General features: G+C 71.5%; 21 protein-coding genes. 8 read left to right on the forward strand and 13 right to left on the reverse strand.

Annotation, left to right across the window (positions count from 1 at the left end; all coding sequences use genetic code 11):
• Positions 1-96: 96 nt before the first annotated feature.
• On the reverse strand, positions 97-1,089 hold the full coding sequence (locus ABID77_RS11815; RefSeq protein ID WP_429595574.1) for an isopenicillin N synthase family dioxygenase: 993 nt from the start codon (positions 1,087-1,089) through the stop codon (positions 97-99).
• 530 nt (positions 1,090-1,619) lie between these two features.
• Here ABID77_RS11815 and ABID77_RS11820 point away from each other — a divergent pair.
• The 3 genes from ABID77_RS11820 to ABID77_RS11830 all read left to right on the forward strand — a co-directional run bounded on the left by ABID77_RS11820 (position 1,620) and on the right by ABID77_RS11830 (position 5,045).
• Complete coding sequence (locus tag ABID77_RS11820) at positions 1,620-2,159, forward strand: nucleoside deaminase (protein WP_429595576.1); 540 nt, start codon at positions 1,620-1,622, stop codon at positions 2,157-2,159.
• A gap of 231 nt (positions 2,160-2,390) precedes the next feature.
• Positions 2,391-3,224 (forward strand): urease accessory protein UreD, encoded by an 834-nt coding sequence (locus ABID77_RS11825; RefSeq protein ID WP_429595579.1) that lies wholly within the window; start codon positions 2,391-2,393, stop codon positions 3,222-3,224.
• 174 nt (positions 3,225-3,398) lie between these two features.
• Positions 3,399-5,045, forward strand: coding sequence for a glucan biosynthesis protein (locus ABID77_RS11830; RefSeq protein ID WP_429595582.1), 1,647 nt, complete (start codon positions 3,399-3,401; stop codon positions 5,043-5,045).
• Between the two features lie 46 nt (positions 5,046-5,091).
• On the opposite strand, the gene ABID77_RS11835 is transcribed toward ABID77_RS11830, so the two are convergent.
• On the reverse strand, positions 5,092-6,261 hold the full coding sequence (locus ABID77_RS11835) for an MFS transporter (RefSeq protein WP_429596141.1): 1,170 nt from the start codon (positions 6,259-6,261) through the stop codon (positions 5,092-5,094).
• Positions 6,262-6,545: 284 nt separating this feature from the next.
• On the opposite strand from ABID77_RS11835, the gene ABID77_RS11840 reads away from it, so the two are divergent.
• Complete coding sequence (locus ABID77_RS11840; RefSeq protein ID WP_429595585.1) at positions 6,546-7,616, forward strand: NAD(P)-dependent alcohol dehydrogenase; 1,071 nt, start codon at positions 6,546-6,548, stop codon at positions 7,614-7,616.
• A gap of 34 nt (positions 7,617-7,650) precedes the next feature.
• On the opposite strand, the gene ABID77_RS11845 is transcribed toward ABID77_RS11840, so the two are convergent.
• Positions 7,651-8,385, reverse strand: a complete 735-nt coding sequence (locus ABID77_RS11845) for a maleate cis-trans isomerase family protein (RefSeq protein WP_429595588.1) — start codon at positions 8,383-8,385, stop codon at positions 7,651-7,653.
• Between the two features lie 216 nt (positions 8,386-8,601).
• On the opposite strand from ABID77_RS11845, the gene ABID77_RS11850 reads away from it, so the two are divergent.
• Complete coding sequence (locus tag ABID77_RS11850; RefSeq protein ID WP_429595590.1) at positions 8,602-10,077, forward strand: MFS transporter; 1,476 nt, start codon at positions 8,602-8,604, stop codon at positions 10,075-10,077.
• On the opposite strand, the gene ABID77_RS11855 is transcribed toward ABID77_RS11850, so the two are convergent.
• Positions 10,065-11,096, reverse strand: a complete 1,032-nt coding sequence (locus ABID77_RS11855) for a Bug family tripartite tricarboxylate transporter substrate binding protein (RefSeq protein ID WP_429595593.1) — start codon at positions 11,094-11,096, stop codon at positions 10,065-10,067. The two genes, ABID77_RS11850 and ABID77_RS11855, sit on opposite strands and share 13 nt — an antisense overlap.
• A gap of 161 nt (positions 11,097-11,257) precedes the next feature.
• Here ABID77_RS11855 and ABID77_RS11860 point away from each other — a divergent pair, with 161 nt between their 5' ends.
• Both ABID77_RS11860 and ABID77_RS11865 read left to right on the forward strand, forming a co-directional pair.
• Positions 11,258-12,136 carry a LysR family transcriptional regulator gene (locus ABID77_RS11860; protein WP_429595596.1) on the forward strand — a complete coding sequence of 293 codons (879 nt, stop codon included), beginning with the start codon at positions 11,258-11,260 and terminating at the stop codon, positions 12,134-12,136.
• 102 nt (positions 12,137-12,238) lie between these two features.
• A complete protein-coding gene (locus tag ABID77_RS11865; RefSeq protein WP_429595599.1) occupies positions 12,239-13,993 on the forward strand; it encodes an IlvD/Edd family dehydratase in 1,755 nt (584 codons plus the stop codon).
• Positions 13,994-14,033: 40 nt separating this feature from the next.
• Here the strand turns inward: ABID77_RS11865 and ABID77_RS11870 are convergent, their stop codons facing one another.
• The 9 genes from ABID77_RS11870 to ppk2 all read right to left on the reverse strand — a co-directional run bounded on the left by ABID77_RS11870 (position 14,034) and on the right by ppk2 (position 24,075).
• The gene (locus ABID77_RS11870) at positions 14,034-15,287 is read right to left on the reverse strand and encodes an MFS transporter (protein ID WP_429595602.1); all 1,254 of its coding nucleotides are present in this window, start codon (positions 15,285-15,287) and stop codon (positions 14,034-14,036) included.
• A 164-nt stretch (positions 15,288-15,451) separates the two neighbouring features.
• On the reverse strand, positions 15,452-16,144 hold the full coding sequence (gene urtE, locus ABID77_RS11875; RefSeq protein WP_429595605.1) for an urea ABC transporter ATP-binding subunit UrtE: 693 nt from the start codon (positions 16,142-16,144) through the stop codon (positions 15,452-15,454).
• A 135-nt stretch (positions 16,145-16,279) separates the two neighbouring features.
• A complete protein-coding gene (gene urtD, locus ABID77_RS11880) occupies positions 16,280-17,158 on the reverse strand; it encodes an urea ABC transporter ATP-binding protein UrtD (RefSeq protein WP_429595608.1) in 879 nt (292 codons plus the stop codon).
• Complete coding sequence (gene urtC / locus ABID77_RS11885) at positions 17,155-18,411, reverse strand: urea ABC transporter permease subunit UrtC (protein ID WP_429595610.1); 1,257 nt, start codon at positions 18,409-18,411, stop codon at positions 17,155-17,157. Before urtC ends, urtD begins: the two co-directional genes overlap by 4 nt.
• A complete protein-coding gene (urtB, locus tag ABID77_RS11890) occupies positions 18,408-19,982 on the reverse strand; it encodes an urea ABC transporter permease subunit UrtB (protein ID WP_429595613.1) in 1,575 nt (524 codons plus the stop codon). The genes urtC and urtB overlap by 4 nt, the downstream gene beginning before the upstream one ends.
• Before the next feature lie 222 nt (positions 19,983-20,204).
• Positions 20,205-21,479, reverse strand: a complete 1,275-nt coding sequence (gene urtA, locus ABID77_RS11895) for an urea ABC transporter substrate-binding protein (RefSeq protein WP_429595616.1) — start codon at positions 21,477-21,479, stop codon at positions 20,205-20,207.
• Positions 21,480-21,587: 108 nt separating this feature from the next.
• On the reverse strand, positions 21,588-21,974 hold the full coding sequence (locus tag ABID77_RS11900) for a hypothetical protein (RefSeq protein ID WP_429595619.1): 387 nt from the start codon (positions 21,972-21,974) through the stop codon (positions 21,588-21,590).
• Between the two features lie 11 nt (positions 21,975-21,985).
• A complete protein-coding gene (locus tag ABID77_RS11905) occupies positions 21,986-23,086 on the reverse strand; it encodes an extracellular catalytic domain type 1 short-chain-length polyhydroxyalkanoate depolymerase (RefSeq protein WP_429595622.1) in 1,101 nt (366 codons plus the stop codon).
• A 74-nt stretch (positions 23,087-23,160) separates the two neighbouring features.
• Positions 23,161-24,075, reverse strand: coding sequence for a polyphosphate kinase 2 (gene ppk2, locus ABID77_RS11910; protein WP_429595625.1), 915 nt, complete (start codon positions 24,073-24,075; stop codon positions 23,161-23,163).
• Between the two features lie 161 nt (positions 24,076-24,236).
• Here ppk2 and ABID77_RS11915 point away from each other — a divergent pair, with 161 nt between their 5' ends.
• Complete coding sequence (locus ABID77_RS11915; RefSeq protein ID WP_429595628.1) at positions 24,237-25,280, forward strand: transporter; 1,044 nt, start codon at positions 24,237-24,239, stop codon at positions 25,278-25,280.
• The last annotated feature ends 35 nt before the right edge of the window (positions 25,281-25,315 follow it).

Genomic DNA, 25,315 nt, shown 5'->3' on the forward strand with positions numbered 1-25,315 from the left:
GCATCCGCGGAACTGGCTCCGCCAGGCCGCCGGGTGCGCCCCCCTCCCGCCGCAGGCGAGAGAGGGGGGAAGCCGCGAAGCGGCTTGGGGGGAGCTTCAGTACTTTTTGAAGTTCGCCGCGATGCGCTGGTTCAGGAAGTCGCCGGCGCTGATCGGCGCGTGCGTCCCGCCGGGGGGCTGGATCATCGCGTCGCGGTTGGCCTGGGCGAAGAAGGCGATGCTGTAGCGCGGACCCATGTACTCGCCCGGCAGCGGGTTCTTCACGCGGTGGAAGTTGCTCGGCAGCCGGTCGTCGCTCCAGCGCATGAGCATGTCGCCGATGTTGCAGGTGATGGCGTCGCCGTCGGGCGCGATCGGGGTCCATTCCTGCGCCTCCATCTCCTTGCCGGGACACACCTCCAGGCCGCCCTGGCCGTGGCGCTGGTAGAGCAGGGTCAGGCAGTCGAAGTCGGTGTGCGCGCCGGCGCGCCAGAGGTCGAGGCCGGCCTGCGCCTCGGGTGGGATCGCGTAGTAGTGCAGCAGGCGCAACGTGCTCTGGTAGCTGGGTCGCTCCGGATCGTGCGCGCGGGCGAAGAAGTCGCGCTCGAAGCCCAGCTTGGCGGCGAAGCACGACAGCACGCGCATGCCGACCTCCCAGCTCTCGCGCTCGAAGGCGAGCATCGTCGCGCGGAAGCCCGGCAGTTCGTCCTCGGTCGGCCACAGGCCGGCCATGTGCGGGCGGGTGATCTGGTAGCTCTCCTTCTGATCGGGCGTGCCGGTGGAGGGCCGGACCTGCGCCTTGCTCTCCCAGCCGGCGTTGAGCGCCTTCTTCAGCGGGTACTGCGCCTTGACCGGTTCGGGCAGCGCGAACATGCGCTCGGCCATCTCGAAGGCGCCGCGGATCTTCGCGAGGTCGATGCCGTGGTTGACGAGCTGGAAGAAGCCGACGTCGACGGCCGCGTCCCACAGTTCCTGCGCGATGACGTCGCGGCGGCGTTCGAAGTCCGAGAGGTCGATGCGGCGGATCTCGCGCGTCGTGTTGGTGCGGCCCATCGCGCCCATGCGGGACTCGCGCTGCAGCTCGGTGAGGGAATGGTCGGTGACGCTCATGACGGGAAAATCTCCTGAAGGAAGTCGGAACTCGGGCTTCAAGAGCAATTTCCTGCCAGCCCCGGACGGCCTGCGGCTGGTGAACGCTTCTACTCTGAGCGGCCGATGATGCCCAGTCGCGGCGCTGCCGGCAAACACGCCGTCGCGGTGCCCCCGTCGGCGGGTCGAACTTTGCCGGTGCATGACGCCGTGCCGTGGTGCATCGCACGGAACGGCGGCCGGCCGCACGCGCCGGCCGGTCCCGTCGCCACCCGGCCGGCCCGGCGCCATGGCATGCGTCGTGCTTGGCCGGCCGTCGGACGTCGAACGAGGCGGCCGGCACGTGGCCGTGTCCGACAGCCGTCCCGACGGCTTCGGGTGTATGCCCGGATGGCCGTCCGGACACCGGATCGACGACGTGTCCCGGCATCCCGACCCCGATCCCTTTCCTCCTCGCCGCGCCTGCCTCGACGCCTTCCGTTCCTTCGACACCTTCCCTCCCAACCCATCGCGCCGCCTTCGAGCGGCGGCACGCACGCACGGACCCGGACATGACCCTCTCCTCCACCCCATCGACATCGGCCCGCACCCGCCTGCCGGCCGAACAGGCCCTCGACGAGCGCGACGGCCGCTACCTGCGCAAGGCGATCTACTGGTCGCACGCGGCGAGCCGGCGCGGCAACCGGCCCTTCGGCGCCATCGTGGTCTCGGCCGGCGGCGAGGTCATCGCCGAGGCCCACAACGCCACCGCCGAGAACGGCGACTGCACCTCGCACGCCGAGATGGGCGCCATCCGCGCCCTGGCCGCGCGGCGCCCGTCGCGCGAGGAACTCGCCGGCGCCACGCTCTACTCGTCGGCCGAACCCTGCGTGATGTGCGCCGGGGCGATCTTCTGGTCGAACATCGGGCGCGTGGTGTTCGGCATCGACGCCGAGCGCCTGCGCGTGTTCCGCGGCGAGCGCCAGGACCAGCGCGACGCCGAGCTGTCCTGCCGCGACGTCTTCGCCGCCTCGCCGCATCCGATCGAGTGCATCGGGCCGGCGCTCGTCGACGAAGCGACGATCCCGCACGAAGGCGCCTGGAGGACTTGACTCACCCCCAGTCTTCGCGCACTGCGTGTCGCTTCGCCAACCCCCTTCCAGGGGGCGACACCGGCGGCCCGGCGGAGCCGGTTCCGCGGTGTCCTGGGCTCACTCCCAGGCTCGCTCGCTGCGCGTAGCGGCGCCCACCCCTTTCGAGGGGGCGGCATCGGCGGCCCGGCGGAGCCGGTTCCGCGGTGTCCCTGGCACGGGCCGGGCCGGTTCGCCTTCTAGACTCCCACGATGCCCTGGCACGCCCGACTCGCGCTCGACTACAGCGCCACGAACCCTTCCCGCACCGTCGCACGCTTCCGGCACGACGGCCCGCTGCGCATCCTGCAGAGCCTGTACCCGGAGGGCGACGCGGTCTGCCACAACGTGCTGGTGCATCCGCCGGGCGGGCTGGTGGGCGGCGACACGCTCGACATCGACGTCACCGCCGCGCCGGGCAGCCACGGCCTGATCACCACGCCGGGCGCGACGCGCTTCTACCGCAGCGAGGGCGAGGCGGCGGTGCAGCGCACCACGCTGCGGCTCGACGCCGATGCGCGGCTCGAATGGCTGCCGCTGGAAGCGCTGTGCTACAGCGGCTGCCAAGCCGAGAACCGGCTGCGCATCGAGGCCGCGCCCGGCGCCGAGATGATCGGCTGGGACGTCACGGCGCTGGGCTTGCCCGCCGCCGGCCAGCCCTTCGAGCGCGGCAGCCTGCTGCAGCACGTCGAGGTGCCGGGCGTGTGGCTGGAGCGCGGGCGCATCGACGCGGCCGATCGCCGGCTGCTGGAGAGCCCGCTGGGCCTGGCGGGGCAGCGCTGCATCGCCTCGCTGTTCCTGGTCGCCGGCACACCGCTCGCGCGGGCGCGGCGCGAGGCGCTGCTCGACCTCGCGCGCGGGCTGGCGGACGCGCACCCGCTCGCGGCCAGCGCCGGCGCCACCAGCCCGCACGGCGGGATCGTGGTGCTGCGGGTGCTGGCGCCCGTGGTGGAGCCAGCGATGCAGCTGCTGCGGCAGGTGTGGCAGGCCTGGCGCGCCGAACTCTGGCGGCGCCCGGCCGGCGCGCCGCGCATCTGGTCGATGTAGCGGCGGGCCTGGCCGGCACGCGGGTGCGTCACGGCCCGTGCGCGCGCGGACGGCGTCCGCGCCCACGGCGGGACCGGCGCCGGGCAGGCACGATCGGGCCGTCGTGGCGGCGCGCGCGCAGCCGTCCGGCGCGGCCGCGAGCCTCTTTCCACCCTTTCCTCCTGCTTCGCCACCATGCTCAGACGAACCTTCCTCGGCGCCGCCGGCGCCCTCGGCACCGCGGGTTGCGCGGGCGTCGCGCCGACCGTCGCCCCGGCGCCACCGGCCGACGCGCCGCCGATCGCCCCGGCCGCCCATGCCGCCGGCCTGAAGCCGCTGGGGGACGTGCAGCGCGGCTTCGGCTACGCCTGGCTCAAGGGCGCGGCGCGCAATCTCTCCGAGCGGCCCTACGAACCCCACGGCCGGCCGCTGCCGGCCGACGTCGCCGCGCTCGACTGGGACCGCTACCAGGCGCTGCGCTTCCGCCCCGAGCACGGCCTGTGGGCCGACGCGCGCCTGCGCTTCCAGATCCGGCTGTTCCACCTGGGCCTGTTCTTCAAGCGGCCGGTGCGCATGTTCGACGTCGTGGGCGACGAGGCCCGGCAGCTGGCCTACGACCCGGCGATGTTCGACTACGGCAGGAGCGGCCTCGACGGCGCGAGGCAGCCCGGCGACCTCGGCTTCGCGGGCTTCCGCGTGCTGACGGCGCCGGCCTTCCGCAACGACGTGGCGGCCTTCCTGGGCGCGAGCTACTTCCGCGCCGTCGGCGCCGAGGGGCAGTACGGCCTGTCGGCGCGCGGCCTGGCGGTGGACACCGCCCTGCCCCGGCCCGAGGAGTTCCCGGACTTCACCGACTTCTACTTCGAGCGTCCCGCGCCCGACGCGACCACGGTGGTGGTCTACGCGATGCTCGACTCGCCCAGCGTGGCCGGCGCCTACCGCTTCGCCATCACGCCCGGCGAGGTGCTGACGATGGACGTCGACGCCGCGCTGTACCCGCGCCGCGCCATCGAGCGCATCGGCATCGCGCCGTGCACCAGCATGTACCAGACCGGCGAGAACGACCGCCGCCGGGCCGACGACTGGCGCCCGGAGATCCACGATTCCGACGGCCTGCAGCTGTTCACCGGCGCCGGCGAGTGGATCTGGCGGCCGCTGTCGAACCCGGCGCGGCTGCGCTTCAACGCCTTCGCCGACCGCGATCCGCGCGGCTTCGGCCTGATGCAGCGCGACCGCGACTTCGACCACTACCAGGACGACGGCGTGTTCTACGAGAAGCGGCCCTCGCTGTGGGTCGAGCCCCGGGGCGGCTGGGGCGAGGGCTCGGTGCAGCTGGTCGAGATCCCGACCGAGGACGAGACCTTCGACAACGTCGTCGCCTTCTGGAACCCGGCGAGGCCGCCCCGGGCCGGCGAGGAACTGCTCTGGGCCTACCGGCTGCACTGGGGCGCCCGCGCGCCGGTGGCGCCGGCGCAGTCCGGCTTGGCGCATTGCGTGGCCACGCGCACCGGCATCGGCGGGGTCATCGGCCGGCCGCGCGCCTACGCGTCCTACCGCTTCGCGCTGGACTTCGCGGGCGGGCCGCTGGCGGCGCTGGTGACCGCGGGCGCGACGGTCGAGCCGGTGATCGAGGTCTCGCGCGGCCGGGTGGAGATCACCTCGGCGCGGCCGCTGGCGGCGGTCGGCGGCATCCGGGCGATGTTCGACCTGGTGCCCGACGGCGGCGGCGATGGCGGCGGCTCCGTGGCGCTGCGCCTGTACCTGCGCAGCGGCGGCGCGGCGGTCAGCGAGACGTGGGTGTACGAATGGACGCCGCCCGCGGCCGGCGCGCGCGGCGGATAGGCGACCCGCCGCGGCGTCGCGGCGGACGCGGCGCCGCTCGGCCGGCTCAGGCCGCCCGGGACACCGGCGCGGCGCGGTCGCTCAGGAACAGCACGCCCGCCGCCAGCGCCAGCGCGCCGCCCATCAGGCACACGCCGCTCCAGCCGTGGAAGGCGTAGACCGCCGCCGAGACGCCCGAGGCGACGGCCGCGCACAGGAAGATGAAGGTCATGAACAGGCCGTTGAGCCGGCCGCGCAGCTCCGGTGCCAGCATGTAGAGGCTGCGCAGGTTGAGCACCTGGCACAGCTGCACCGCGCCGTCGAGCAGGATGCCCGCGAGCACCAGCCCGGCGAGCGAGTGGAAGTGCACCGACACCGCGCCGATGACGAAGGACAGCAGCGCCGCGCCGATGGCCGCGCCGGTGGCCGGCCGCGTCAGTCCGCGATCGGCCAGCCGCCCGGCCCAGGGCGCCGCCAGCGCGCCGGCGGCGCCGGCCAGGGCGAACAGCGCGATGCCGCCCTGCCCCAGGCCGAACTCGTGCGCCAGCAGCAACGGCACCGCCGTCCAGAAGGCCTGGAAGCCCGCGAACAGCATGCCCTGGTAGAAGCCCCGGCGCTGCAGCAGCGGCGTGCGCCACGCGATGCCCGGCAGCGACGCCATGGTGCGTGCGTAGCCGATGGAGCCGTGCGGCACGCGGCGCGGCAGCGCGCGCCACAGCACGGCGATCAGCACCGCCATCAACACCGCCGAGACGGCGAACACCGCGCGCCAGCCGAAGGCCGACGCCACCAGGCTGGAGAACGGCCGCGCCAGCATGATCCCGGCGATCAGCCCACCCATGATGTTGCCGACCACCCGGCCCCGGCCGGCCTCCGGCGCGAGGTGCGAGGCGAAGGGCACCAGCACCTGCGCCGCCACCGCGCACAGCCCGACGACGAAGGACGCCGCCAGGAAGGTCGCCGCCGAGTTCGACAGCGCCACCCCCACCAGCCCCAGCACCGCGCCGGCCATCGACAGCAGGATCAGGCGCCGGTTCTCCACCACGTCGGCCAGCGGCACCAGCAGCAGCAAGCCGGTGCCGTAGCCCAGTTGCGTGAGCGTGACGACCAGCCCCGCGAGGCCGGCGTGCAGCCGCAGGGTCTCGGCGATGGGGCCGACCAGCGGCTGCGCGAAATACAGGTTGGCCACGCACAGGCCGCAGGCGACGGCGAAGAGCAGGGTCAGGCGCGGCGACAGGCCGACGACCGGCGGAGCGGCGGAGCGCTCGGCGGCGTTCGCCGCATCGGCGCGGGCGGTGCGCGCGGCGAGGGCCGCCGCGCTGGGGACGGGGGGTTCGGGGAGGGGCACGGGAGGCTCGGTTCCAGGGTCGCGGCCGGAAGGGCTCCGGGCGGCGGGGACCTTAGCACGCGACCCGTTCCGCTGCGCGCGCGGGGTTGCCGGGGACGTTCGCCATCGACGTGCGCGCGGCGCCGGCGTGGCGTAAGGTCGATGGCTTTTCCCACTTCGCGAGGACCCCTCCCATGACCCGACTCACCCATGCCTACGCGGCCCGTTCCGCCACCACCCCGCTCGCGCCCTTCACCTTCGAGCGGCGCGACCCGACCGCGCGCGACGTCGCCATCGACATCCTGCACTGCGGCGTCTGCCATTCCGACCTGCACACCGCGCGCAGCGAATGGGGCGCGGCCACCTACCCGTGCGTGCCCGGCCACGAGATCGTCGGCCGCGTGACCGCCATCGGCGAGGGCGTGTCGAAGTTCGCCGTCGGCGACGTCGTCGGCGTGGGCTGCATGGTCGACAGCTGCCAGCACTGCCAGCACTGCGCCGACGGCGTGGAGCAGTACTGCGACAACGGCTTCACCGGCACCTACGACAGCCCCGAGCAGGTCTCGCGCGCCAACACGCTGGGCGGCTACTCCGACCACATCGTGGTGCACGAGAAGTTCGTGCTCAAGGTCAACCACCCGGAGGCCGACCTCGCCGCCGTCGCGCCTCTGCTGTGCGCGGGCATCACCACCTACTCGCCGCTGCGCCAGTGGCAGGTCGGACCGGGCTCGAAGGTCGGCATCGTCGGCCTGGGCGGCCTCGGCCACATGGGCGTGAAGATCGCCGCCGCGATGGGCGCGCACGTGGTGCTGTTCACCACCTCGCCCGACAAGCGCGAGGACGCCCTGCGCCTGGGCGCCAAGGAGGTCGTGGTGTCGAAGAACGCCGACGAGATGGCCGCGCACGGCAACAGCTTCGACTTCATCCTCAACACCGTCGCCGCCGCGCACGACCTCGACCCCTTCCTCGCGCTGCTCAAGCTCGACGGCACCATGACGCTGGTCGGCGCGCCGTCCACGCCGCACCCCTCGCCCACCGTGTTCAACCTGATCTTCAAGCGCCGCCGTCTGGCCGGCTCGCTCATCGGCGGCATCGCCGAGACCCAGGAGATGCTCGACTTCTGCGCCGAGCACGGCATCGTCTCGGACATCGAGCCGATCCGCATGTCCCAGATCAACGAGGCCTACGAACGCATGCTGAAGAGCGACGTGAAGTACCGCTTCGTGGTCGACATGGCGACGGTCGCGGAAGGCGCGGCGGCCTGATCCGTCCGAGGCCCCGAGCGGCGGCGCCGGTCCGTCAGCGCTCGAACAGGCGGCCCCAGCGCGCCAGGCGGCGCGTGTCCACGCCCGCCAGGCGCAGCGACTTCCACACCACGGTGGCGATGGTGTCGTAGACCGGCACGCCGAGCTCGGCCTCCAGCCGCGCGGCGACCGGGGCGCCGCACAGGTTGGTGCAGTAGACGGCGATGGCCTCGGGCCGCGTCGCGCCGGGGCCGGCCATCACCTCGCGCGCCATCTCGCAGATCTCGTCCTCGGTCACCTGCGAGAACGAGAAGTTGTCCTGCAGGCCGAGGTGGCGCTCGGCCGAGCAGTCGATGCCCTCGCGCGCGTAGTTGCGCACGATGGCCGCCTGCACGTCGTCGCGGTAGGGCGACACCAACCCGAGCCGCTTGACGCCGGTCTCGCGCAGGATCTCGTTGAGCGCCAGGATCGAGGTGCAGGCCAGCGCCCCGGTGGTGCGCTCGATGGCCGCGCACAGCGCGCGGTCCGACTCGAACCCCAGCCAGCCGGCGGCCGTGCCGTTCCAGCCGATCACGTGGCAGCGCGCGTGCGAGAGCAGCTCGGCGGCGGCCAGGATCTCCCGGTTGTCGAACTGCGCCAGCGCGTCGGCCGACAGCGCGATCTGGGTCACGCGGAAGCGCCCGAAATGCGCGCTGACCTCGGGCAGGTCGGCCAGCATGGCGGCGGTGACGGGTTCGAGGATGGTGTTCGACGAGGGAGTGAGCATCCCGAGCAGCTTGCGGTCCGGCATCTTGTCCTTGAGCGGTGTGAAGGAACGGCCTCCGACGCCAGAAGCGTGCCAGCATGTCACGCGATGGATACGGTTCCGCACGCTTGCGCGGTCGCTCCTGCGGTCCGCTGCCGCTCCCCAGCTCGCGCGTGCTCGTGACCGCCGGCCGGGCGACGGCGCTGCTCGGGATGCGGTTGCTGTGGGCGGGAAGCCGGCACCCGGCATAGAGTGCGGTGGATGAACGTCGCCACCGTCGCATCGCCCGCGCTCCAGCGCACCACCGACATCCCCGCCCGGCTCGACCGCCTGCCCTGGTCGCGCTGGCACTGGCGCGTGGTGATCGCGCTGGGCATCGCCTGGGTGCTCGACGGCCTGGAGGTGACCCTGGTCGGCTCGGTGGGGAGCGTGCTGGAGCGGCCCGACACGCTGGGCCTGTCGGCGGCGCAAATCGGCGGCGCGGGCTCGCTCTACATCGGCGGCGCGGTGCTCGGCGCGCTGGTGTTCGGGCGCATGGCCGACCGGCTGGGGCGCAAGAAGCTGTTCCTGATCACCCTGACGGTCTACACGGCGGCGAGCTTCGCGACCGCGTTCTCGACCGATTTCCTGTTCTTCGCCGTCTGCCGCTTCGTCACCGGCGTGGGCATCGGCGGCGAGTACGCGGCCATCAACTCGGCCATCGACGAGCTGATCCCGGCGCGCGTGCGCGGGCGCGTCAACCTGGCGATCAACGGCAGCTTCTGGCTCGGCGCGGCGTTGGGCGCGGGCCTGAGCCTGGTGCTGCTCGATCCGCGCGTGCTCGGCCCCGTGTGGGGCTGGCGCGTGGGCTTCGGGCTGGGCGCGCTGCTGGCGCTGGCGATCCTGCTGATCCGGCGCGACGTGCCCGAGAGCCCGCGCTGGCTGATGGCGCACGGCCGCGAGGCCGAGGCCCTGGCCGTGATCGAAGGGATCGAGGCGCAGGTCGCCGCCGAGCACGGCCCGCTGCCGCCGGTGCCCGTCGAGCGGCATCACGCCTTCGTGCCCGGCGGCACGGCGCCCTCGCTGCGGCGGGTGGCGCAGGTGCTGTTCCACCGCTACCGCCAGCGCAGCATCGTCGCGCTGGCATTGATGGTGTCGCAGGCCTTCTTCTACAACGCGATCTTCTTCACCTACGCGCTGGTGCTCACGCGCTTCCACGGCGTGCCGGCCGGTCGCGTGGCGCTCTACATCTTCCCGTTCGCGCTGGGCAACGTGCTCGGGCCGCTGCTGCTGGGGCCGCTGTTCGACCGCGTGGGACGGCGCCGGATGATCGCGCTGACGTACACCCTGTCGGGCGTCGGCCTGGCGCTCACGGGCGCGGCCTTCATGGCCGGCTGGATGAACGCGCTGACGCAGGCGCTGTGCTGGTCGGCGGTGTTCTTCCTCGCCTCGGCGGCGGCCAGCTCGGCCTACCTGACGGTCAGCGAGGTGTTCCCGCTGGAGATGCGCGCGCTGGCGATCTCGCTGTTCTACGCCGTCGGCACGGGCGCCGGCGGCTTCGCCGCGCCGTTCCTGTTCGGCCTGCTGATCGAGACCGGCAGCCGCGGCGCGGTGGCCGCGGGCTACGCCGTCGGCGCCGTGCTGGTGGTCGCCGCCGGCCTGATCGCGCTGCGCTGGGGCGTGGACGCGGAGCGGCGCTCGCTGGAGGACATCGCGCCGCCGATGGGGAGCGAGGACGGGTCGCGCTACTCGACCTGAAGGTTGCCGTCCTTGGCGATCCTGGCGAACCGGGCCGTCTCCGAGGCGATGCGCGCCTCGAACTCCTGCATCGAGCTCCCCAGCGGTTCGCAGCCGCCCAGGGCGATGCGCCTGACGAATTCCGGACTCCGGATGACCGCCAGCATCTGGGCGTTGAGGCGCTCCACGATCGGCTTCGGGGTCGCCGCCGGGGCCAGCACGCCGTACCAGGTCTCGATGCCGAAGCCCTTGAGGCCCGCCTCCTCCAGCGTCGGCACGTCGGGCAGGAAGGGCGTGCGCGCGCGCGTCGTCACGGCCAGGGCGCGCAGCTTGCCGCTGGCGATGTGCTGCGTCAGCGTCGTGAGGCTGTCGAACGACATGTTGACCTGGCCGCCGAGCAGGTCGGTGGTGAGCGGCGCGCTGCCCTTGTAGGGCACGTGCAGCAGGGCGGTGCCGGTCGAGCTCTGGAACAGCATGCCCATCAGGTGCTGGGCCGTGCCGTTGCCGTTCGAGCCGAAGGACAGCTTGCCGGGCGAGGCCTTGGCCAGCGCGACGAGTTCGGCCACGCTGTCGACGGGCGTGAATTCGGGATTGACGACCAGGGCGTTGGGCACCATCGCCACCGTGGTGATGGGCGCCAGGTCCTTCGCGAAGTCGTAGGGCAGCCTCTTGTAGACGCTCGGCGCGATGGTGTGGTGCACTGCGCCCATGAGCAGCGTGTGGCCGTCGGGCCTGGACTTGGCCACGTGGTCCGCGCCCAGGGTGGTGCCGGCGCCGGGCCGGTTCTCGATCACGACCGGCTGACCCAGGCCGCGACCGAGCTGCTCGCCCAGCGCGCGCGCCACGAGGTCGGTGGTGCCGCCGGCCGCGAAGGGCACCACGATCACGATCGGCCTGGTGGGCCAGTCCTCGGCCCGGACATGCCCCGTCGCCGCGAGGCAGGCGCCGGCGATCAGGGCGGCACGGCGCGTCGGGCGCCAGGCCGGGGCGGCGGGGGTGGCGGGCTCGGGCGCGGGGGTGCCGCGGAGGATCTGCGTCATGGGTCGTGTGTCTCCGGGTCGATCGGCGACGCACCGCCGTCGAAGGCGGACGCCACGGGATCGGAAGTCTCGCGGACGCGGGCACGGCGAAGCCGCGCCGAACGGACAGTCAGACAACAAGATTCTTATGCTCCGCGTCATGGCCGCCGTACATTCGCGAGATGGACACCCGCTATCTGCAGAGTTTCGTGGCCGTGGTCGAACTGGGCTCCATGGCCGAAGCCGCGCGCCGCCTGGACCTGACCCCGGCGGCCATCGCCGCGCGCGTCAAGGCCCTGGAACTCGACATCGGCGCCCCGCTGGTGCAGCGCTCGGGCCGGTCCGTGCGGCCGACCGCGACCGGACTGCGGATGCTGGACCGCGCCCGCAACCTACTGCGCGAGGTCCGCGATCTGCGCGCCGCCGCGGACGACGGCGTGTCGCTCGGCGAACTGCGCACGGGCGTCTTCGCCTCGGCCATGACGGGCATGCTGCCTCCGCTGCTGCGGCGTCTCTACGACCGCTATCCCGAACTGTCCGTGTTCGTCGCTCCGGGCAGTTCCGTCGAGCTCTGCCGGCAGGTGGCCACCGGCGCGCTGGACGCGGCCATCGTGGTCGAGCCGCAGTTCGCCATCAGCAAGGGCTGCGAATGGAGCCTGCTGGTCGAGGAACGCCTCGTCGTCGTGGCGCCCCGGCACCTGCAGCACCGGCCGGCGCACCAGCTCCTGACCGACGAGCCCTTCATCCGGTACGACCGCTCGGTGCTCGGCGGGCAGCTGGCCGACCGCTACCTGCGCGACCACGGCATCGTGGTGCGCCAGCGTCTGGAGATCGACAGCCTCATGGCCATCGCCGCCTTCGTGGACCAGCGCCTGGGCGTCGCCCTGCTGCCGGACTGGGCGCCCATGTGGAAGGGCGGCTTCGAGATCGCCGGCATCGCGCTGCCCGAGCGCGCACCGGTGCGGCGCATGGGCATCGTGTGGGCGAGCCAGGGACCGCGCGCCGCGCTCGCCCGGGCGTTCCTCGTCGAGGCCCAGGCGATCTACGGCAGACAACAATAAATTTGTTGTCTATCGCTGGATGCTCCGCGTCGTCGCGGTGCCGGCGTTCGTCACACTGCCGCCTCGGCCGTCGTCGCCGCACACGAAGAAAGCCAGCACACCATGGAACAGGAAAAATCACCCTTCGAACCGGACGCGGACACGGTCGACGCCGGCATGCGCAAGGGCCTGACCAGCTACGGCGACCAGGGCTTCTCGATGTTCCTGCGGAAGGCCTTCATCAAGGGCGCGGGCTACACCGACGCCGCGCTGGACCGGCCCGTCGTCGGCATCACCGACACGGGCAGCGCCTACAACCCCTGCCACGGCAACGCGCCGCAGCTGATCGAGGCGGTCAAGCGCGGCGTGATGCTCGCCGGCGGCCTGCCGATGGACTTCCCGACCATCTCGGTCCACGAGAGCTTCTCGGCGCCCACGAGCATGTACCTGCGCAACCTGATGGCGATGGACACCGAGGAGATGGTCCGGGCCCAGCCGATGGATGCGGTGGTGCTCATCGGCGGCTGCGACAAGACCGTGCCGGCGCAGCTCATGGGCGCCGCCTCGGCCGGCATTCCCGCCATCCAGCTCATCACCGGCTCGATGCTCACGGGCAGCCACCGCGGCGAACGCGTGGGCGCCTGCACCGACTGCCGCCGCTACTGGGGCCGGTTCCGCGCCGGCGAGATCGACGTGCAGGAGTCGATGGACGTCAACAACCAGCTGGTCGCCAGCGTGGGCACCTGCTCCGTGATGGGAACGGCCAGCACGATGGCGTGCGTCGCCGAGGCCCTGGGCATGACGGTCCCGGGCGGCGCGTCGCCGCCGGCCGTGACGGCCGAGCGCATCCGCATCGCCGAGCTGACCGGCGCGCAGGCCGTCGAGATGGCGCGCACCGGCCTGACCATCGACAAGGTGCTCACGCCCGATGCCTTCGAGAACGCGTTGCGGGTGCTGCTGGCCATCGGCGGCTCGACCAACGGCATCGTGCACCTGGCCGCCATCGCCGGACGCATGGGCCTGGACCTCGACCTGGCCGCGCTCGACCGCATGGGGCGCGAGACGCCGGTGCTGCTGGACCTGAAGCCGTCCGGCCAGCACTACATGGAGGACTTCCACGCCGCCGGCGGCATGGCCACGCTGCTGCGCCAGCTCGGCCCGCTGATGAAGCTCGACGCCCTGACCGTGACGGGCCGGACCCTGGGCGAGGAACTCGAACGCGCCGGCCCGGGCTTCCCGCAGGACGTGGTGCGGCCGATGGGCGATCCGATCTATCCGCAGGGCGCCATCGCCGTGCTCAGGGGCAACCTGGCGCCCGGCGGAGCCCTCATCAAGCAGTCCGCCGCCGACCCGCGGCTCATGGAGCACGAAGGCCGCGCGGTGGTCTTCGAGGGGCTGGAGGACCTGGCCGAGCGCATCGACCGCGACGACCTCGACGTCACGGCCGACGACGTGCTGGTGCTCAAGCGCATCGGCCCGAAAGGCGCGCCGGGCATGCCCGAGGCCGGCTACATCCCCATTCCGCGCAAGCTGGCCCGCGCCGGGGTCAAGGACATCGTGCGCGTCTCCGACGGCCGCATGAGCGGCACCGCCTTCGGCACCATCGTGCTGCACGTGACGCCGGAGTCGGCCGTCGGCGGCCCCCTGGCCCACGTCCGCACGGGCGACCGCATCCGCCTGAGCGTGAAGGACCGGGAGATCAGCCTGCTCGTCTCCGAGGAGGAACTCGCCCGGCGCATCCAGGCCTCCCCGGTGACGCAGCCCTCCGCCGAGCGCGGCTACCGCAAGCTGTTCCTGCGGTCGGTGACGCAGGCCGACCAGGGCGTGGACTTCGACTTCCTGCGCGCCGCGAAAATGGTCGGCAAGACGCCGCGCTAGCGGGTTCCGGCGCCGGTCCGGCGCCGGGGCATCGCCGCCGTCAGGCGTGCGCCGCCACGCCCCGCAGCGTGCGCCGCTCCACCGACAGCGACCACGCGAACATGCCCAGGCCGGCGAGGCCCAGCAGCGCGCCGACCCAGCCGGTCGAGGTCCAGCCCAGGCCGGCCGTGATCGCCACGCCGCCGAGCCAGGCGCCCAGCGCGTTGGCCATGTTGAAGGCCGAGTGGTTGAGCGCGGCGGCCAGGGTCTGGGCCTCGCCGGCCACGTCCATCAGGCGGATCTGCAACGCCGGGCCGATGGCGACGATGGTGCCGATCAGGAAGGTGCCCAGCGCCGCCGTCGCCACGTGGTGCGCCATGAAGACGAAGGCGACCAGCACCGCGACCGACCACACCAGCAGCGTGCCGATGGTGCGCATCAGCGCCTGGTCGGCCAGCCGCGCGCCCACCAGGTTGCCCGTGACCATGCCCAGGCCGAACAGCGCCAGCACGAAGGGCACGCCGCCCAGCGGCATGCCCGCGACCTCGGTCAGCGTCGGCTTGATGTAGCTGAAGACCGCGAACATGCCGCCGAAGCCGATGGCCGCGATGCCCAGCGTCAGCCAGACCTGCTTGCGGCGCAGCGCGTCGAGTTCGCGCATCGGGCTCGCGCCGGGCGCGGGCGGCATGTCGGGCAGGCCGCGGCGCAGCATGACCATCGCCAGCAGCGCGATCGCGCCGACGAAGACGAAGGCCGCGCGCCAGCCGTATTCCTGCCCCAGCCAGGCCGCGATGGGCACGCCCACCAGCGTCGCTCCGGTGAGCCCCAGCATCACCAGCCCGACGGCGCGCGCGCGCTTGCCCGGCGGCGCCAGCGAGGCGGCTACCAGCGCCGCCACGCCGAAGTACGTGCCGTGCGGCAGGCCGGTCAGGAAGCGCATGAGGTTGAGCGAGAGGTAGCCCGGCGCCAGCGCCGAGGCGAAGTTGCCGAGCGCGAACACCGCCATCAGCGCGATGAGCAGCGTGCGCCGCCGCCAGCCCGCCGCCAGCACCGCCAGCAGGGGCGCGCCGAGCACCACGCCCACGGCGTAGGCGCTGATCACGTGGCCGGCCTGCGGGATGCTCACGCCGATGTCCCGGGCCACCTCGGGCAGCAGGCCCATGATGACGAACTCGCCCGTGCCCAGCGCGAAGCCGCCCACGCCCAGCGCCAGCACGGCGCGCAGCAGCGTGCGGTCGGCTTCGGCATCGCGGACGGAAGAGGTCGAGGAGGACGCGGCGGCGTCGAGGTCGTCGGAGAAGATGGGCGTGGTCATGGTGGACGGGCGCAGGCGCGAACGGAATGCGGGGGATGCCGCGCCGGGAGTCGGCGCGGTGGTCTAGGGGTTAACCCTGTCGCGCGACCTTAACACGCACACCCTGGAAAGGCAGCCGGCCGGAGGCGGCTTTAGGTGCGCCGCCCTCGCCGCGCCCCGCCCCGTCAGATCGCCACCAGCTGGCGCACGCCCTGCGCTTCCATGTCCTTGCCCTGGCCGCGCGCGATGACCTCGCCGCGCTCCATCACCAGGTACTCGTCGGCGAGCTCCTGGGCGAAGTCGTAGTACTGCTCGCACAGCACGATGGCCATGTCGCCGCGGTCGGCCAGCATGCGGATGACGCGGCCGATGTCCTTGATGATGGACGGCTGGATGCCCTCGGTCGGCTCGTCGAGGATCAGCAGCTTGGGCCCCGGCGCCAGTGCGCGGGCGATGGCCAGCTGCTGCTGCTGGCCGCCGGAGAGGTCGCCGCCGCGCCGGTGCAGCATCTGCTTGAGCACCGGGAACAGCTCGTAGAGCTCGGCCGGGATCGGCGTGCCGCCGCTCTTGTAGGCCAGGCCCATGCGCAGGTTCTCCTCCACCGTGAGCCGGGCGAAGATCTCGCGGCCCTGCGGCACGAAGCCCATGCCCGCGCGCGCGCGGTCGTAGGGCGTGCGCTTCTGGATGGGCTGGCCGTCGAACTCGATGCTGCCGCTCTTGATGGGCACCAGGCCCATGAGCGACTTCAGCAGGGTCGTCTTGCCCACGCCGTTGCGTCCGAGCAGCACCGTGACCTTGCCGAGCGCGGCCGTGAAGCTGACGTCGCGCAGGATGTGCGAGCCGCCGTAGTACTGGTGGATATTTTTTACGGTGAGCATGGCGTGTCCTTCTTTCTTGCTCTCTCGGCCTTCAGCGAAAGTGGGGTCGAGGGCTTGGGGCGATGAGCTGCGCGGTCCTGTCTTGCTCCCTCTCCCCCCGGGAGAGGGAAAAGAGGAAGTCCGGGAACGACGAGCTCAACGACCAAGGTAGACCTCGATGACTCTTTCATCGGCCTGCACTTCGTCGAGCGTCCCCTGCGCCAGCACCGAGCCGTCGCACAGCACCGTGACGATCTCGGAGATCGTGCGGATGAAGCTCATGTCGTGCTCCACCACCATCAGCGAGTGCCTGCCCTTGAGCGTGAGGAAGAGTTCGGCCGTGCGGGCGGTCTCCTCGTCGGTCATGCCGGCGACGGGCTCGTCGAGCAGCAACAGCTTGGGGTCCTGCATCAGCAGCATGCCGATCTCCAGCCACTGCTTCTGGCCGTGGCTGAGCGTGCCGGCCATGCGCGCGACGCTGTCGGCCAGGTGGATCGTGCCGATGATCTCGGCGAGCCGGTCGCTCTGGGCCGAATCGAGCCTGAAGCGCATCGAGCGCGCCACGCCCTTGTCGGTCTTGAGCGCCAGCTCCAGGTTCTCGAACACCGTCAGCTGCTCGAACACCGTGGGCTTCTGGAACTTGCGGCCGATGCCCAGCTGCGCGATCTCGGCCTCGCGGTGGCGCAGCAGGTCGATGGTGCTGCCGAAGAACACGGTGCCCGAGTCGGGCCGCGTCTTGCCGGTGATGATGTCCATCATCGTGGTCTTGCCCGCGCCGTTGGGGCCGATGATGCAGCGCAGTTCGCCCGGGGCGATGTCCAGCGACAGGTTGTTGATGGCCTTGAAGCCGTCGAAGCTCACGCATACGTCCTCCAGGTAGAGGATGCGGCCGTGCGTCACGTCGACCTCGCCCGGCGTGGCGATGCGGCCCGAGCCGGCCTCGCGCCCGCCCGATTCGGTGTTGCCCGTCGGGGCGAGCGCGCCGCCGCGCTGCGACAGGCGCTGCGCGCCCGCTTCCATCAGATCGGGCGTCATGCGCGCGCTCCCTTCGTCTCGATGCCGCCACCGGTGGCGACGGCGGCCGTCACGCCCGCCACGGGCAGCGCCTCCGGCTCCATGCCCTCGCCGGCGGCCAGGGCGCGCTGCGCCTCCTGCCGGGCGTCGCCCGACGCCACCGCGCCCTGTCCCTTGGGCGCGCGCCACTTGCGCACCAGCCCGACGATGCCCTGCGGCAGGAACAGCGTCACGGCGATGAACAACGCGCCGAGGAAGTACAGCCAGTACTCCGGGTACGCCACCGTCAGCCAGCTCTTGGCGCCGTTGACGATGAAGGCGCCCACGATCGGCCCGATCAGCGTGGCGCGACCGCCCACCGCCGCCCAGATCGCGATCTCGATCGAGTTGGCCGCGCTCATCTCGCCCGGGTTGATGATGCCCACCTGCGGCACGTACAGCGCGCCGGCCACGCCGCACATCACGGCCGAGACGACCCAGATCGTCAGCTTGTAGGGCAGCGGGTTGTAGCCCGAGAACATGACCCGCGTCTCGGCGTCGCGGATGGCCTGCAGCACGCGGCCGAACTTGCTCGCCACCAGCCACTTCGCGAACAGGAAGAAGCCCAGCAGCGTCAGCCCGGTGATGGCGAACAGCGTCATGCGCGTGGCCTGGGTGGCGATCGGGATGTCCAGGATGCGCTTGAAGTCGGTGAAGCCGTTGTTGCCGCCGAAGCCGGTCTCGTTGCGGAAGAACAGCAGCATCGCCGCGAAGGTCAGGGCCTGCGTGATGATCGAGAAGTACACGCCCTTGATGCGCGAGCGGAAGGCGAAGAAGCCGAACACCAGCGCGATCAGGCCCGGCACCGCCACCACCAGGATCAGCGTCATCGCGAAGCTGCCGCTGAAGGTCCAGTGCCAGGGCAGTTCCTTCCAGTCGAGGAACACCATGAAGTCGGGCAGGTCGCTCTTGTAGTTGCCGTCGCGCCCGATCTGGCGCATCAGGTACATGCCCATCATGTAGCCGCCGAGCGCGAAGAACAGTCCGTGGCCGAGCGACAGGATGCCCGTGTAGCCCCAGATCAGGTCCATCGCCAGGGCGCAGATGGCGTAGCACATGATCTTGGCCACGAGCGCCACGGCGTAGTCGCTCATGTGCAGGGGGCTGTCCGGGCTCACCCACATGTTGAGCATCGGCGCCACCGCGCACACCGCGATCAGCGCCACGAAGAAGGCCGTCCAGCCCTTGCCGCGCAGCAGCGGCCCCTTGGTCGGCAATGTCACTGCGGCGGTCATGCTTCTCTACCCTTCATGGCGAAGATGCCCTGCGGCCGCTTCTGGATGAACACGATGATGAACACCAGCACCGCGATCTTGGCCAGCACCGCGCCGGCCCAGCCCTCGATGAACTTGTTGAGGATGCCCAGCCCCATGGCCGCGTACACCGTGCCGGCGAGCTGGCCGACGCCGCCCATCACCACCACCATGAACGAGTCGACGATGTAGCTTTGGCCGAGGTCCGGGCCGACGTTGCCGATCTGGCTCAACGCGCAGCCCGCCAGGCCGGCGATGCCCGAGCCCAGCGCGAAGGCGTAGGTGTCGATGCGCGCCGTGTTCACGCCCATGCAGGAGGCGATCGGGCGGTTCTGCGTCACGCCGCGCACGAACAGCCCGAGCCGCGTGCGGCCGATGAGCCAGCCCATCGCCAGCAGCACCGCCACCGCGAAGACGATGATGCCGATGCGGTTCCACGGCAGCGAGACGTTGCCCAGCATGGTGAAGCCGCCGCTCATCCAGGACGGGTTCTCCACGCCGACGTTCTGCGCGCCGAAGATCGAGCGCACCAGCTGCTGCAGCATCAGGCTGATGCCCCAGGTGGCCAGCAGCGTCTCCAGCGGCCGGCCGTAGAGGAAGCGGATCACGCCGCGTTCCAGCACCGCGCCGACCAGCGCCGAGGCCAGGAACGACACCGGGATGGCGGCGATCAGGTAGCCGCCGAACCAGGCCTCGGGCAGGTAGCGCTGGAACACGCCCTGCATCAGGTAGGTGGCGTAGGCGCCGATCATCATCAGCTCGCCGTGCGCCATGTTGATCACGCCCATCAGGCCGTAGGTGATCGCCAGCCCGAGCGCGGCGAGCAGCAGCACCGAGCCCAGGCTGACGCCGCTGAAGACGGCGTTGATGCGGTCGCCCCAGACCAGGCGGTCGTCGATGCTCCGGATCGCGGCGAGCAGCGCGGTCTTGACCTCGGCGTCGTCCTCCTTGCCCAGGCGCTCGTTGAGGAGCAGCTTGACCTCGGGGCTGCCGCTGCCGGCCAGCGCGCCGGCGGCCTCGATGCGGCGCGCGCGGTCGGCGCTGTCGAGCATGCCGGCCGCGCGCACGCGCTCCAGCTTGGTCTTGATGGCCGGCACCTGCTCGGCGGCCAGGGCCTTCTCGATCAGCGGCAGGCGCGATTCGTCGGGCTCGTTCAGGAGCGTCTGCACGGCGTCGCCGCGCACCTTCTCGTCGACGCTCGTGAGCCGGAGCGCGGCCATCGCCGATTCCAGCGTGCTGCGCAGCAGGTTGTTGTTGACGATGTCCTCGGCGTCGTCGGGCACCTTGGCCTCGGCGCCGGTGACCGGGTCGAAGCCCTTGTCGTCCTTGATCGCGAAGACGCGATCGGGCGTGGTCCTGACGGCGTCGTCGGCCATCGCCTGGAAGAAGTCGGCCGTCCTGGCATCGGCCGTGAGCACGGCCTTGTTGATGGCGGCCACGCGATCGTCGGTCTCGCCCGTCGCCATGGCCTTCGCCTCGTCGGCCGTCAGCGCATGCGCCGGCCAGATGGCCAGCAGCGCGAGCGCCACCGCGCAGGATTGGAGAAAGCGCATGGTCATGGATGGATGCGACACGGCATGGTTGGATGTGGAAACCAGCGGGAACCAGCGCTGCCGGTCCTCGGGTATTGGCCCCCTCAGGGGGCAGGCTGGCCCGCGAAGCAGGCCAGCCGGGGGTGTGCCAGAAACACCGCGGAACCGGCTCCGCCGGGCCGCCGGTGTTGCCCCCGGCAGGGGGGTAGGCGCTGCCACACGAAGTGGGCAAGCCTGGGGGGTTTACATCTTCCCCGCGGGCTGGTCCGGCTTCTTGTCGTTGCCTTCGATGAACGGGCTCCACGGCTGGGCCTTGATCGGCGCCGGGGTCTTCCACACCACGCCGAACTGGCCGTCGGCCTTGATCTCGCCGATGAACACCGGCTTGTGCAGGTGGTGGTTCTTGGCGTCCATCTCGACCGTGAAGCCGTCCGGCGCCTTGAAGGTCTGGCCGGCCATGGCGGCGATGACCTTGTCGGTGTCGGTCGACTTGGCCTTCTCCACCGCCTGCTTCCACATGTGCATGCCGATGTAGGTGGCTTCCATCGGGTCGTTGGTCAGGGGCTTGTCGGCCTGGCCGGGCAGCTTCTTGGCCTTGGCGTAGTCGCTCCACTGCTTGATGAAGGCGGCGTTGGTCGGGTTCTTGATCGACATGAAGTAGTTCCATGCGGCCAGGTGGCCCACCAGCGGCTTGGTGTCGACGCCGCGCAGCTCCTCCTCGCCGACCGAGAAGGCGACGACCGGCACGTCCTTGGCCTTCAGGCCGGCGTTGCCCAGCTCCTTGTAGAACGGCACGTTGGAGTCGCCGTTGATGGTGGAGATCACGGCCGTCTTGCCGCCCTGGGAGAACTTCTTGATGTCGGCGACGATGGTCTGGTAGTCGCTGTGGCCGAAGGGGGTGTACTTCTCGTCGATGTCCGAGTCCTTCACGCCCTTGCTTTTGAGGAAGGCGCGCAGGATCTTGTTGGTGGTGCGCGGATAGACGTAATCGGTGCCCAGCAGTACGAAGCGCTTGGCGCCGCCGCCGGCTTTGCTCATCAGGTACTCGACCGCCGGGATGGCCTGCTGGTTGGGCGCCGCGCCGGTGTAGAACACGTTCTTCGACAGCTCCTCGCCCTCGTACTGCACGGGGTAGAACAAGAGGCCGTTCTGCTCCTCGACCACCGGCAGCACCGACTTGCGCGACACCGAGGTCCAGCAGCCGAAGATCACGGCGACCTTGTCCTGGCCGAGCAGCTGCTTGGTCTTCTCGGCGAACAGCGGCCAGTTGGAGGCCGGGTCGACGATCACGGGCTCGAGCTTCTTGCCCATCACGCCGCCCTTGGCGTTGATCTCCTCGATGGTCATCAGCGCCACGTCCTTGAGCGCGGTCTCGGAGATGGCCATGGTGCCCGAGAGCGAGTGCAGGATGCCGACCTTGATGGTGTCGGCGGCGAAGGCCGGCGCGGCGCCGAGGCCGGCGAGCGCGACGGCGGCGGTGATCGCCTTGAGGGTGAAACGGCGTTGCTGCTGCTGCATGGTGACTTCCTTCTCGGTGGTGTCTGGGATGGAAGGAGTCTGCGCAGCGGAGGCCTTTCGGCCAATACGCCGGGTGGCGTATGGAGGACGGACGACCGGCCGTCCGGCCTACGCCGGATCGACCAGGCGGCGCGCGTCGAGCTCGCGGATGCGCGCGTCGACGTAGTAACCGCCGTACTCGGTGTAGCGCAGGAACGGCCGGGCGCAACGCACGCAGCGCCACAGCTCGCAGCGGTTGTACGGGAAGTGGGCCAGCGAGACGGGGGCCTCGGGCGCGTCGTAGCGCGTGCCCTCGGGGTGGTGCTCCTCCAGCGTCGGCTCGTCGTAGGCGTCGCCCGCGCGCAGGCTGCCCACGCGTTCGAGCAGCGCGGCGGCGTCGAAGGTCGCCGGCAGGCTCTCCCAGCCCGGGCACCGCAGCGCCTCGCAGGGGCAGGCGGCGTCGGGCACGTGGCGCGCGGTGGCCGCGCGCAGGTCGTCGAGCGTGAGCGTCGTCATGCCGGTTCCTGTCAGGACGGGTCGACGCCCCGGCGAACCGGCGCGGCCGCGCCCGGGGCCGCGTAGGCGAACTGCTTCTCCACGAAGGCCCACACCAGGCGCGAGGCGTCCGGCCCGGCCGGGTCGCTGAAGGCGACGCTCTTGAGCCCGCCGCTCCAGGCGTGGTCGAGCTTCTCGATCTGGCAGAGCGTGACGTGGACCCGGCGCCCGCGCTTGAAGTCGGTCACGCGCATCGGGTGGCGCTGGCCGCGCCGCACCAGGCGCTCGACGGACGGCCGCGCCGCCGTGGCGGACGCCCACACCATCGCGGCGCTCTGGGCGTTGCTCGACGCCACCACGTGGTCGGCGTCGCCGTGCAGCACCAGCAATGGCGGCAGCACCGCGCCCTGCGCCGCGGCGCCGATGGCCTTGCCCACGGCGGTGGTCGGGATGGAGGCGGCGCGGCGCCCGTGCATGGCGCTGATGGCGGTGGCCGTGGACTGCGCGGCGCCCGGCGCCACGCCCGAATGCATCGCCACCGCCGCGAAACGGTTCGGATGGCGCGTGGCCAGCAGCGCCGCCATGCCGGCGCCGGCGGACAACCCCGCCACCGCCACGCGCGCGCGGTCGACCGCGTACAGCAGGCAGACCTGGTCGATGGCCGCCATCAGCGTGGCCGCCTCGCGGTCGGCGTTGCCCGAGCGCGTGTCGTACCAGTTCCAGCAGCCCTGCGGGTGGTGCAGGCGGTCCTGCTCGGGATAGAGCACCAGGAAGCGATGGCGCGCGGCCAGGCGGTTCATGCGGGTGCTGGTGGCGAACTCGCGCCCGGTCTGGCCGCAGCCGTGGAGCATCACCATCAGCGGCACCTTCTCGCCGAAGGCCAGCTTCAGGCCCGGCGGCCGGTAGAGGTGGTAGCCGCGCGTGCCGCCGGGGCCCATGGCGATGCCGCTGATCCAGTCGCCCGGTCCGGGCGGCGGCTTGCGCTGCTCGGCCGCGGCGTCGACGACCTTTTTCGTCACCTGCTTGGCGATGCGGCGCGAGCCACTGATCGTGGCCTTGGCGAAGGCTTGGAGGTTGCGCTGGTAGACGCGCGTGAACACGGAAGCAGCGGAGGAAGAGGAACGTCGGGACATGACCGACAGTGTGCCGCGTCGCCGCGGGGCCGGGCGTCGGCCGTCGACCCCAATGCCGGCCGCTCGTCGCCCGCTCAGTAGATCTCGGGAACGATCATGTTCTCCGGCACCGGCTGGCGGAAGTAGTCCGGATTGCGCATGCGCGCGGGCAGGCTGATGGGCGCGTGCTCGGTCTCGTGGTAGGGCAGCTGGCCCAGCAGGTGGGCGATGCAGTTGAGGCGCGCCTTCTTCTTGTCGACCGCCTGCACCACCCACCAGGGCGCCTCCTCGATGTGGGTGCGCTCCAGCATGATCTCCTTGGCTTTGGTGTACTCCTCCCAGCGGCGGCGGCTCTCCAGGTCCATCGGGCTCAGCTTCCACTGCTTGAGCGGATCGTGGATGCGGCCGAGGAAGCGCAGGTGCTGCTCGTCGTCGGTGATGGAGAACCAGTACTTGATCAGCTTGATGCCCGAGCGCACCAGCATGCGCTCGAAGTCCGGCACGCTGCGGAAGAACTCCTCGTACTCGTCGTCGCTGCAGAAGCCCATGACCCGCTCGACGCCGGCGCGGTTGTACCAGCTGCGGTCGAACAGCACGATCTCGCCGGCCGCCGGCAGGTGGGCGACGTAGCGCTGGAAGTACCACTGCGTGCGTTCGCGGTCGTTGGGCGCGGGCAGGGCCGCCACGCGCGCCACGCGGGGGTTGAGCCGCTGCGTGATGCGCTTGATCACGCCGCCCTTGCCGGCCGCGTCGCGGCCCTCGAACAGGATCACCACCTTCTGCTTGCTGTGCTGCACCCAGTCCTGCAGCTTGACCAGTTCGCCCTGCAGGCGGAACAGCTCCTTGAAGTAAGAAGCCCGCGCGACCCGGTCGACGCCGATCGGGTCACCGGCCTCGTCGACGTGACGGTCCTCGATCTCCAGTTCCAGTTCCTCGTCGTAGCTGTCGACGAGGTCGCGGGCGATGCGCTGCATCAGGTCGTCTTGGTCGGGGGTGAAGCTGGCCGGCATGGTGTCGTCGCTCGAAGAAAGAGGAGTGGAGAAAACTGCGCGCGATGCTGCCGGCGCGGCATGACGTCCGCATGACAGTTTCGCGAAACCGACACGCGCCTGTCACATGCCGGCGCGAACATCCTCGCACCGCCTCCCTCTCCGACGCAACGCGAGTTTCCATGACGACGCCCGTGCCCGACGCAACGGGTCTCACCGCCCCTTCCGGCGACGACGCCGGCCTGATCTGCGGCTACCTGTTCGCCGGCGGCGGCACGGGCGCGGCCCGGGCGCTGGACATCGGCGAGGCCGCCACGTGGCTGGCACGGGGCGACGCCGCCGCGCCGGGCGCCTTCGCCTGGCTGCACTTCAACCTCAGCCATGCCCAGGCCGAGCGCTGGATCGAGCGCCACGCCGGCCTCTCCGACGCCTTCTTCGAGGCGCTCAAGGACGGCTCGCACTCGACGCGCATCGAGCGCGACGACGACGCCCTGGTCGCGGTGATCAACGACGTGCACTTCGACTTCGGCTTCGAGCCCTCCGACATCGCGACGCTGTGGGTCAGCGTCGGCGCGCGCCTGGTGGTGACGGCGCGCACGCGGCCGCTGCGCTCGGTGGACGCCTTGCGCACGGCGGTGCGCCGGGGGGAGGCGCCGGGCTCGAGCATCGGCCTGCTGGAGCAGCTCATGCGCACCCAGGCCGACGGGCTGGTGGGCATCGTGCGCGGCGTGACCACGCGCGTCGACGACGTCGAGGACGCGCTGCTGAGCGGCCGGCTCGACCGCAAGCGCGCGCGCCTGGGCGTGCTGCGCCGGCTGCTGGTGCGGCTGCAGCGCCTGCTCGCGCCCGAGCCGGCCGCCCTGTTCCGCCTGCTGCAGCACCCGCCGGCCTGGGTGCCGGAGGACGACCTGCAGGAGCTGCGCGGCGCGAGCGAGGAGTTCTCGGTCGTGCTGCGCGACATGCAGGGCCTGCAGGAGCGCATCAAGCTGCTGCAGGAGGAGATCGCCGCCAGCGTCAACGAGGACAACAACCGCAGCCTGTTCGTGCTGACGGTGGTCACGGTGCTGGCGCTGCCGATCAACATCCTCGCCGGCCTGTTCGGCATGAACGTCGGCGGCATCCCGCTGGCCGATCACGCGCACGGGTTCTGGATCGTGGTGGCGATCGTCCTGGGCTTCACCGTCGTGGCGGGCTGGGTCGCCTTCCGGCGTCACCGGAACGGCTGAGAGGCCGCAGAGAAGCCGCGCCGACGCCCGTCGGG

The sequence above is a fragment of the Variovorax sp. PvP013 genome (genome assembly GCF_050435945.1).
Taxonomy (GTDB): domain Bacteria; phylum Pseudomonadota; class Gammaproteobacteria; order Burkholderiales; family Burkholderiaceae_C; genus Variovorax.

Coding starts and splice junctions, on each gene's coding strand:
- ppk2 (WP_429595625.1), bottom strand. CDS start 24,075: ATGCCGGCCAGCTTCACCCCCGACCAAGACGACCTGATGCAGCGCATC.
- ABID77_RS11900 (WP_429595619.1), bottom strand. CDS start 21,974: ATGACGACGCTCACGCTCGACGACCTGCGCGCGGCCACCGCGCGCCAC.
- urtA (WP_429595616.1), bottom strand. CDS start 21,479: ATGCAGCAGCAGCAACGCCGTTTCACCCTCAAGGCGATCACCGCCGCC.
- ABID77_RS11825 (WP_429595579.1), top strand. CDS start 2,391: ATGCCCTGGCACGCCCGACTCGCGCTCGACTACAGCGCCACGAACCCT.
- ABID77_RS11815 (WP_429595574.1), bottom strand. CDS start 1,089: ATGAGCGTCACCGACCATTCCCTCACCGAGCTGCAGCGCGAGTCCCGC.
- ABID77_RS11850 (WP_429595590.1), top strand. CDS start 8,602: ATGAACGTCGCCACCGTCGCATCGCCCGCGCTCCAGCGCACCACCGAC.
- ABID77_RS11870 (WP_429595602.1), bottom strand. CDS start 15,287: ATGACCACGCCCATCTTCTCCGACGACCTCGACGCCGCCGCGTCCTCC.
- ABID77_RS11840 (WP_429595585.1), top strand. CDS start 6,546: ATGACCCGACTCACCCATGCCTACGCGGCCCGTTCCGCCACCACCCCG.
- ABID77_RS11855 (WP_429595593.1), bottom strand. CDS start 11,096: ATGACGCAGATCCTCCGCGGCACCCCCGCGCCCGAGCCCGCCACCCCC.
- ABID77_RS11915 (WP_429595628.1), top strand. CDS start 24,237: ATGACGACGCCCGTGCCCGACGCAACGGGTCTCACCGCCCCTTCCGGC.
- urtB (WP_429595613.1), bottom strand. CDS start 19,982: ATGCGCTTTCTCCAATCCTGCGCGGTGGCGCTCGCGCTGCTGGCCATC.
- urtE (WP_429595605.1), bottom strand. CDS start 16,144: ATGCTCACCGTAAAAAATATCCACCAGTACTACGGCGGCTCGCACATC.
- ABID77_RS11845 (WP_429595588.1), bottom strand. CDS start 8,385: ATGCCGGACCGCAAGCTGCTCGGGATGCTCACTCCCTCGTCGAACACC.
- urtD (WP_429595608.1), bottom strand. CDS start 17,158: ATGACGCCCGATCTGATGGAAGCGGGCGCGCAGCGCCTGTCGCAGCGC.
- urtC (WP_429595610.1), bottom strand. CDS start 18,411: ATGACCGCCGCAGTGACATTGCCGACCAAGGGGCCGCTGCTGCGCGGC.
- ABID77_RS11830 (WP_429595582.1), top strand. CDS start 3,399: ATGCTCAGACGAACCTTCCTCGGCGCCGCCGGCGCCCTCGGCACCGCG.
- ABID77_RS11820 (WP_429595576.1), top strand. CDS start 1,620: ATGACCCTCTCCTCCACCCCATCGACATCGGCCCGCACCCGCCTGCCG.
- ABID77_RS11905 (WP_429595622.1), bottom strand. CDS start 23,086: ATGTCCCGACGTTCCTCTTCCTCCGCTGCTTCCGTGTTCACGCGCGTC.
- ABID77_RS11860 (WP_429595596.1), top strand. CDS start 11,258: ATGGACACCCGCTATCTGCAGAGTTTCGTGGCCGTGGTCGAACTGGGC.
- ABID77_RS11865 (WP_429595599.1), top strand. CDS start 12,239: ATGGAACAGGAAAAATCACCCTTCGAACCGGACGCGGACACGGTCGAC.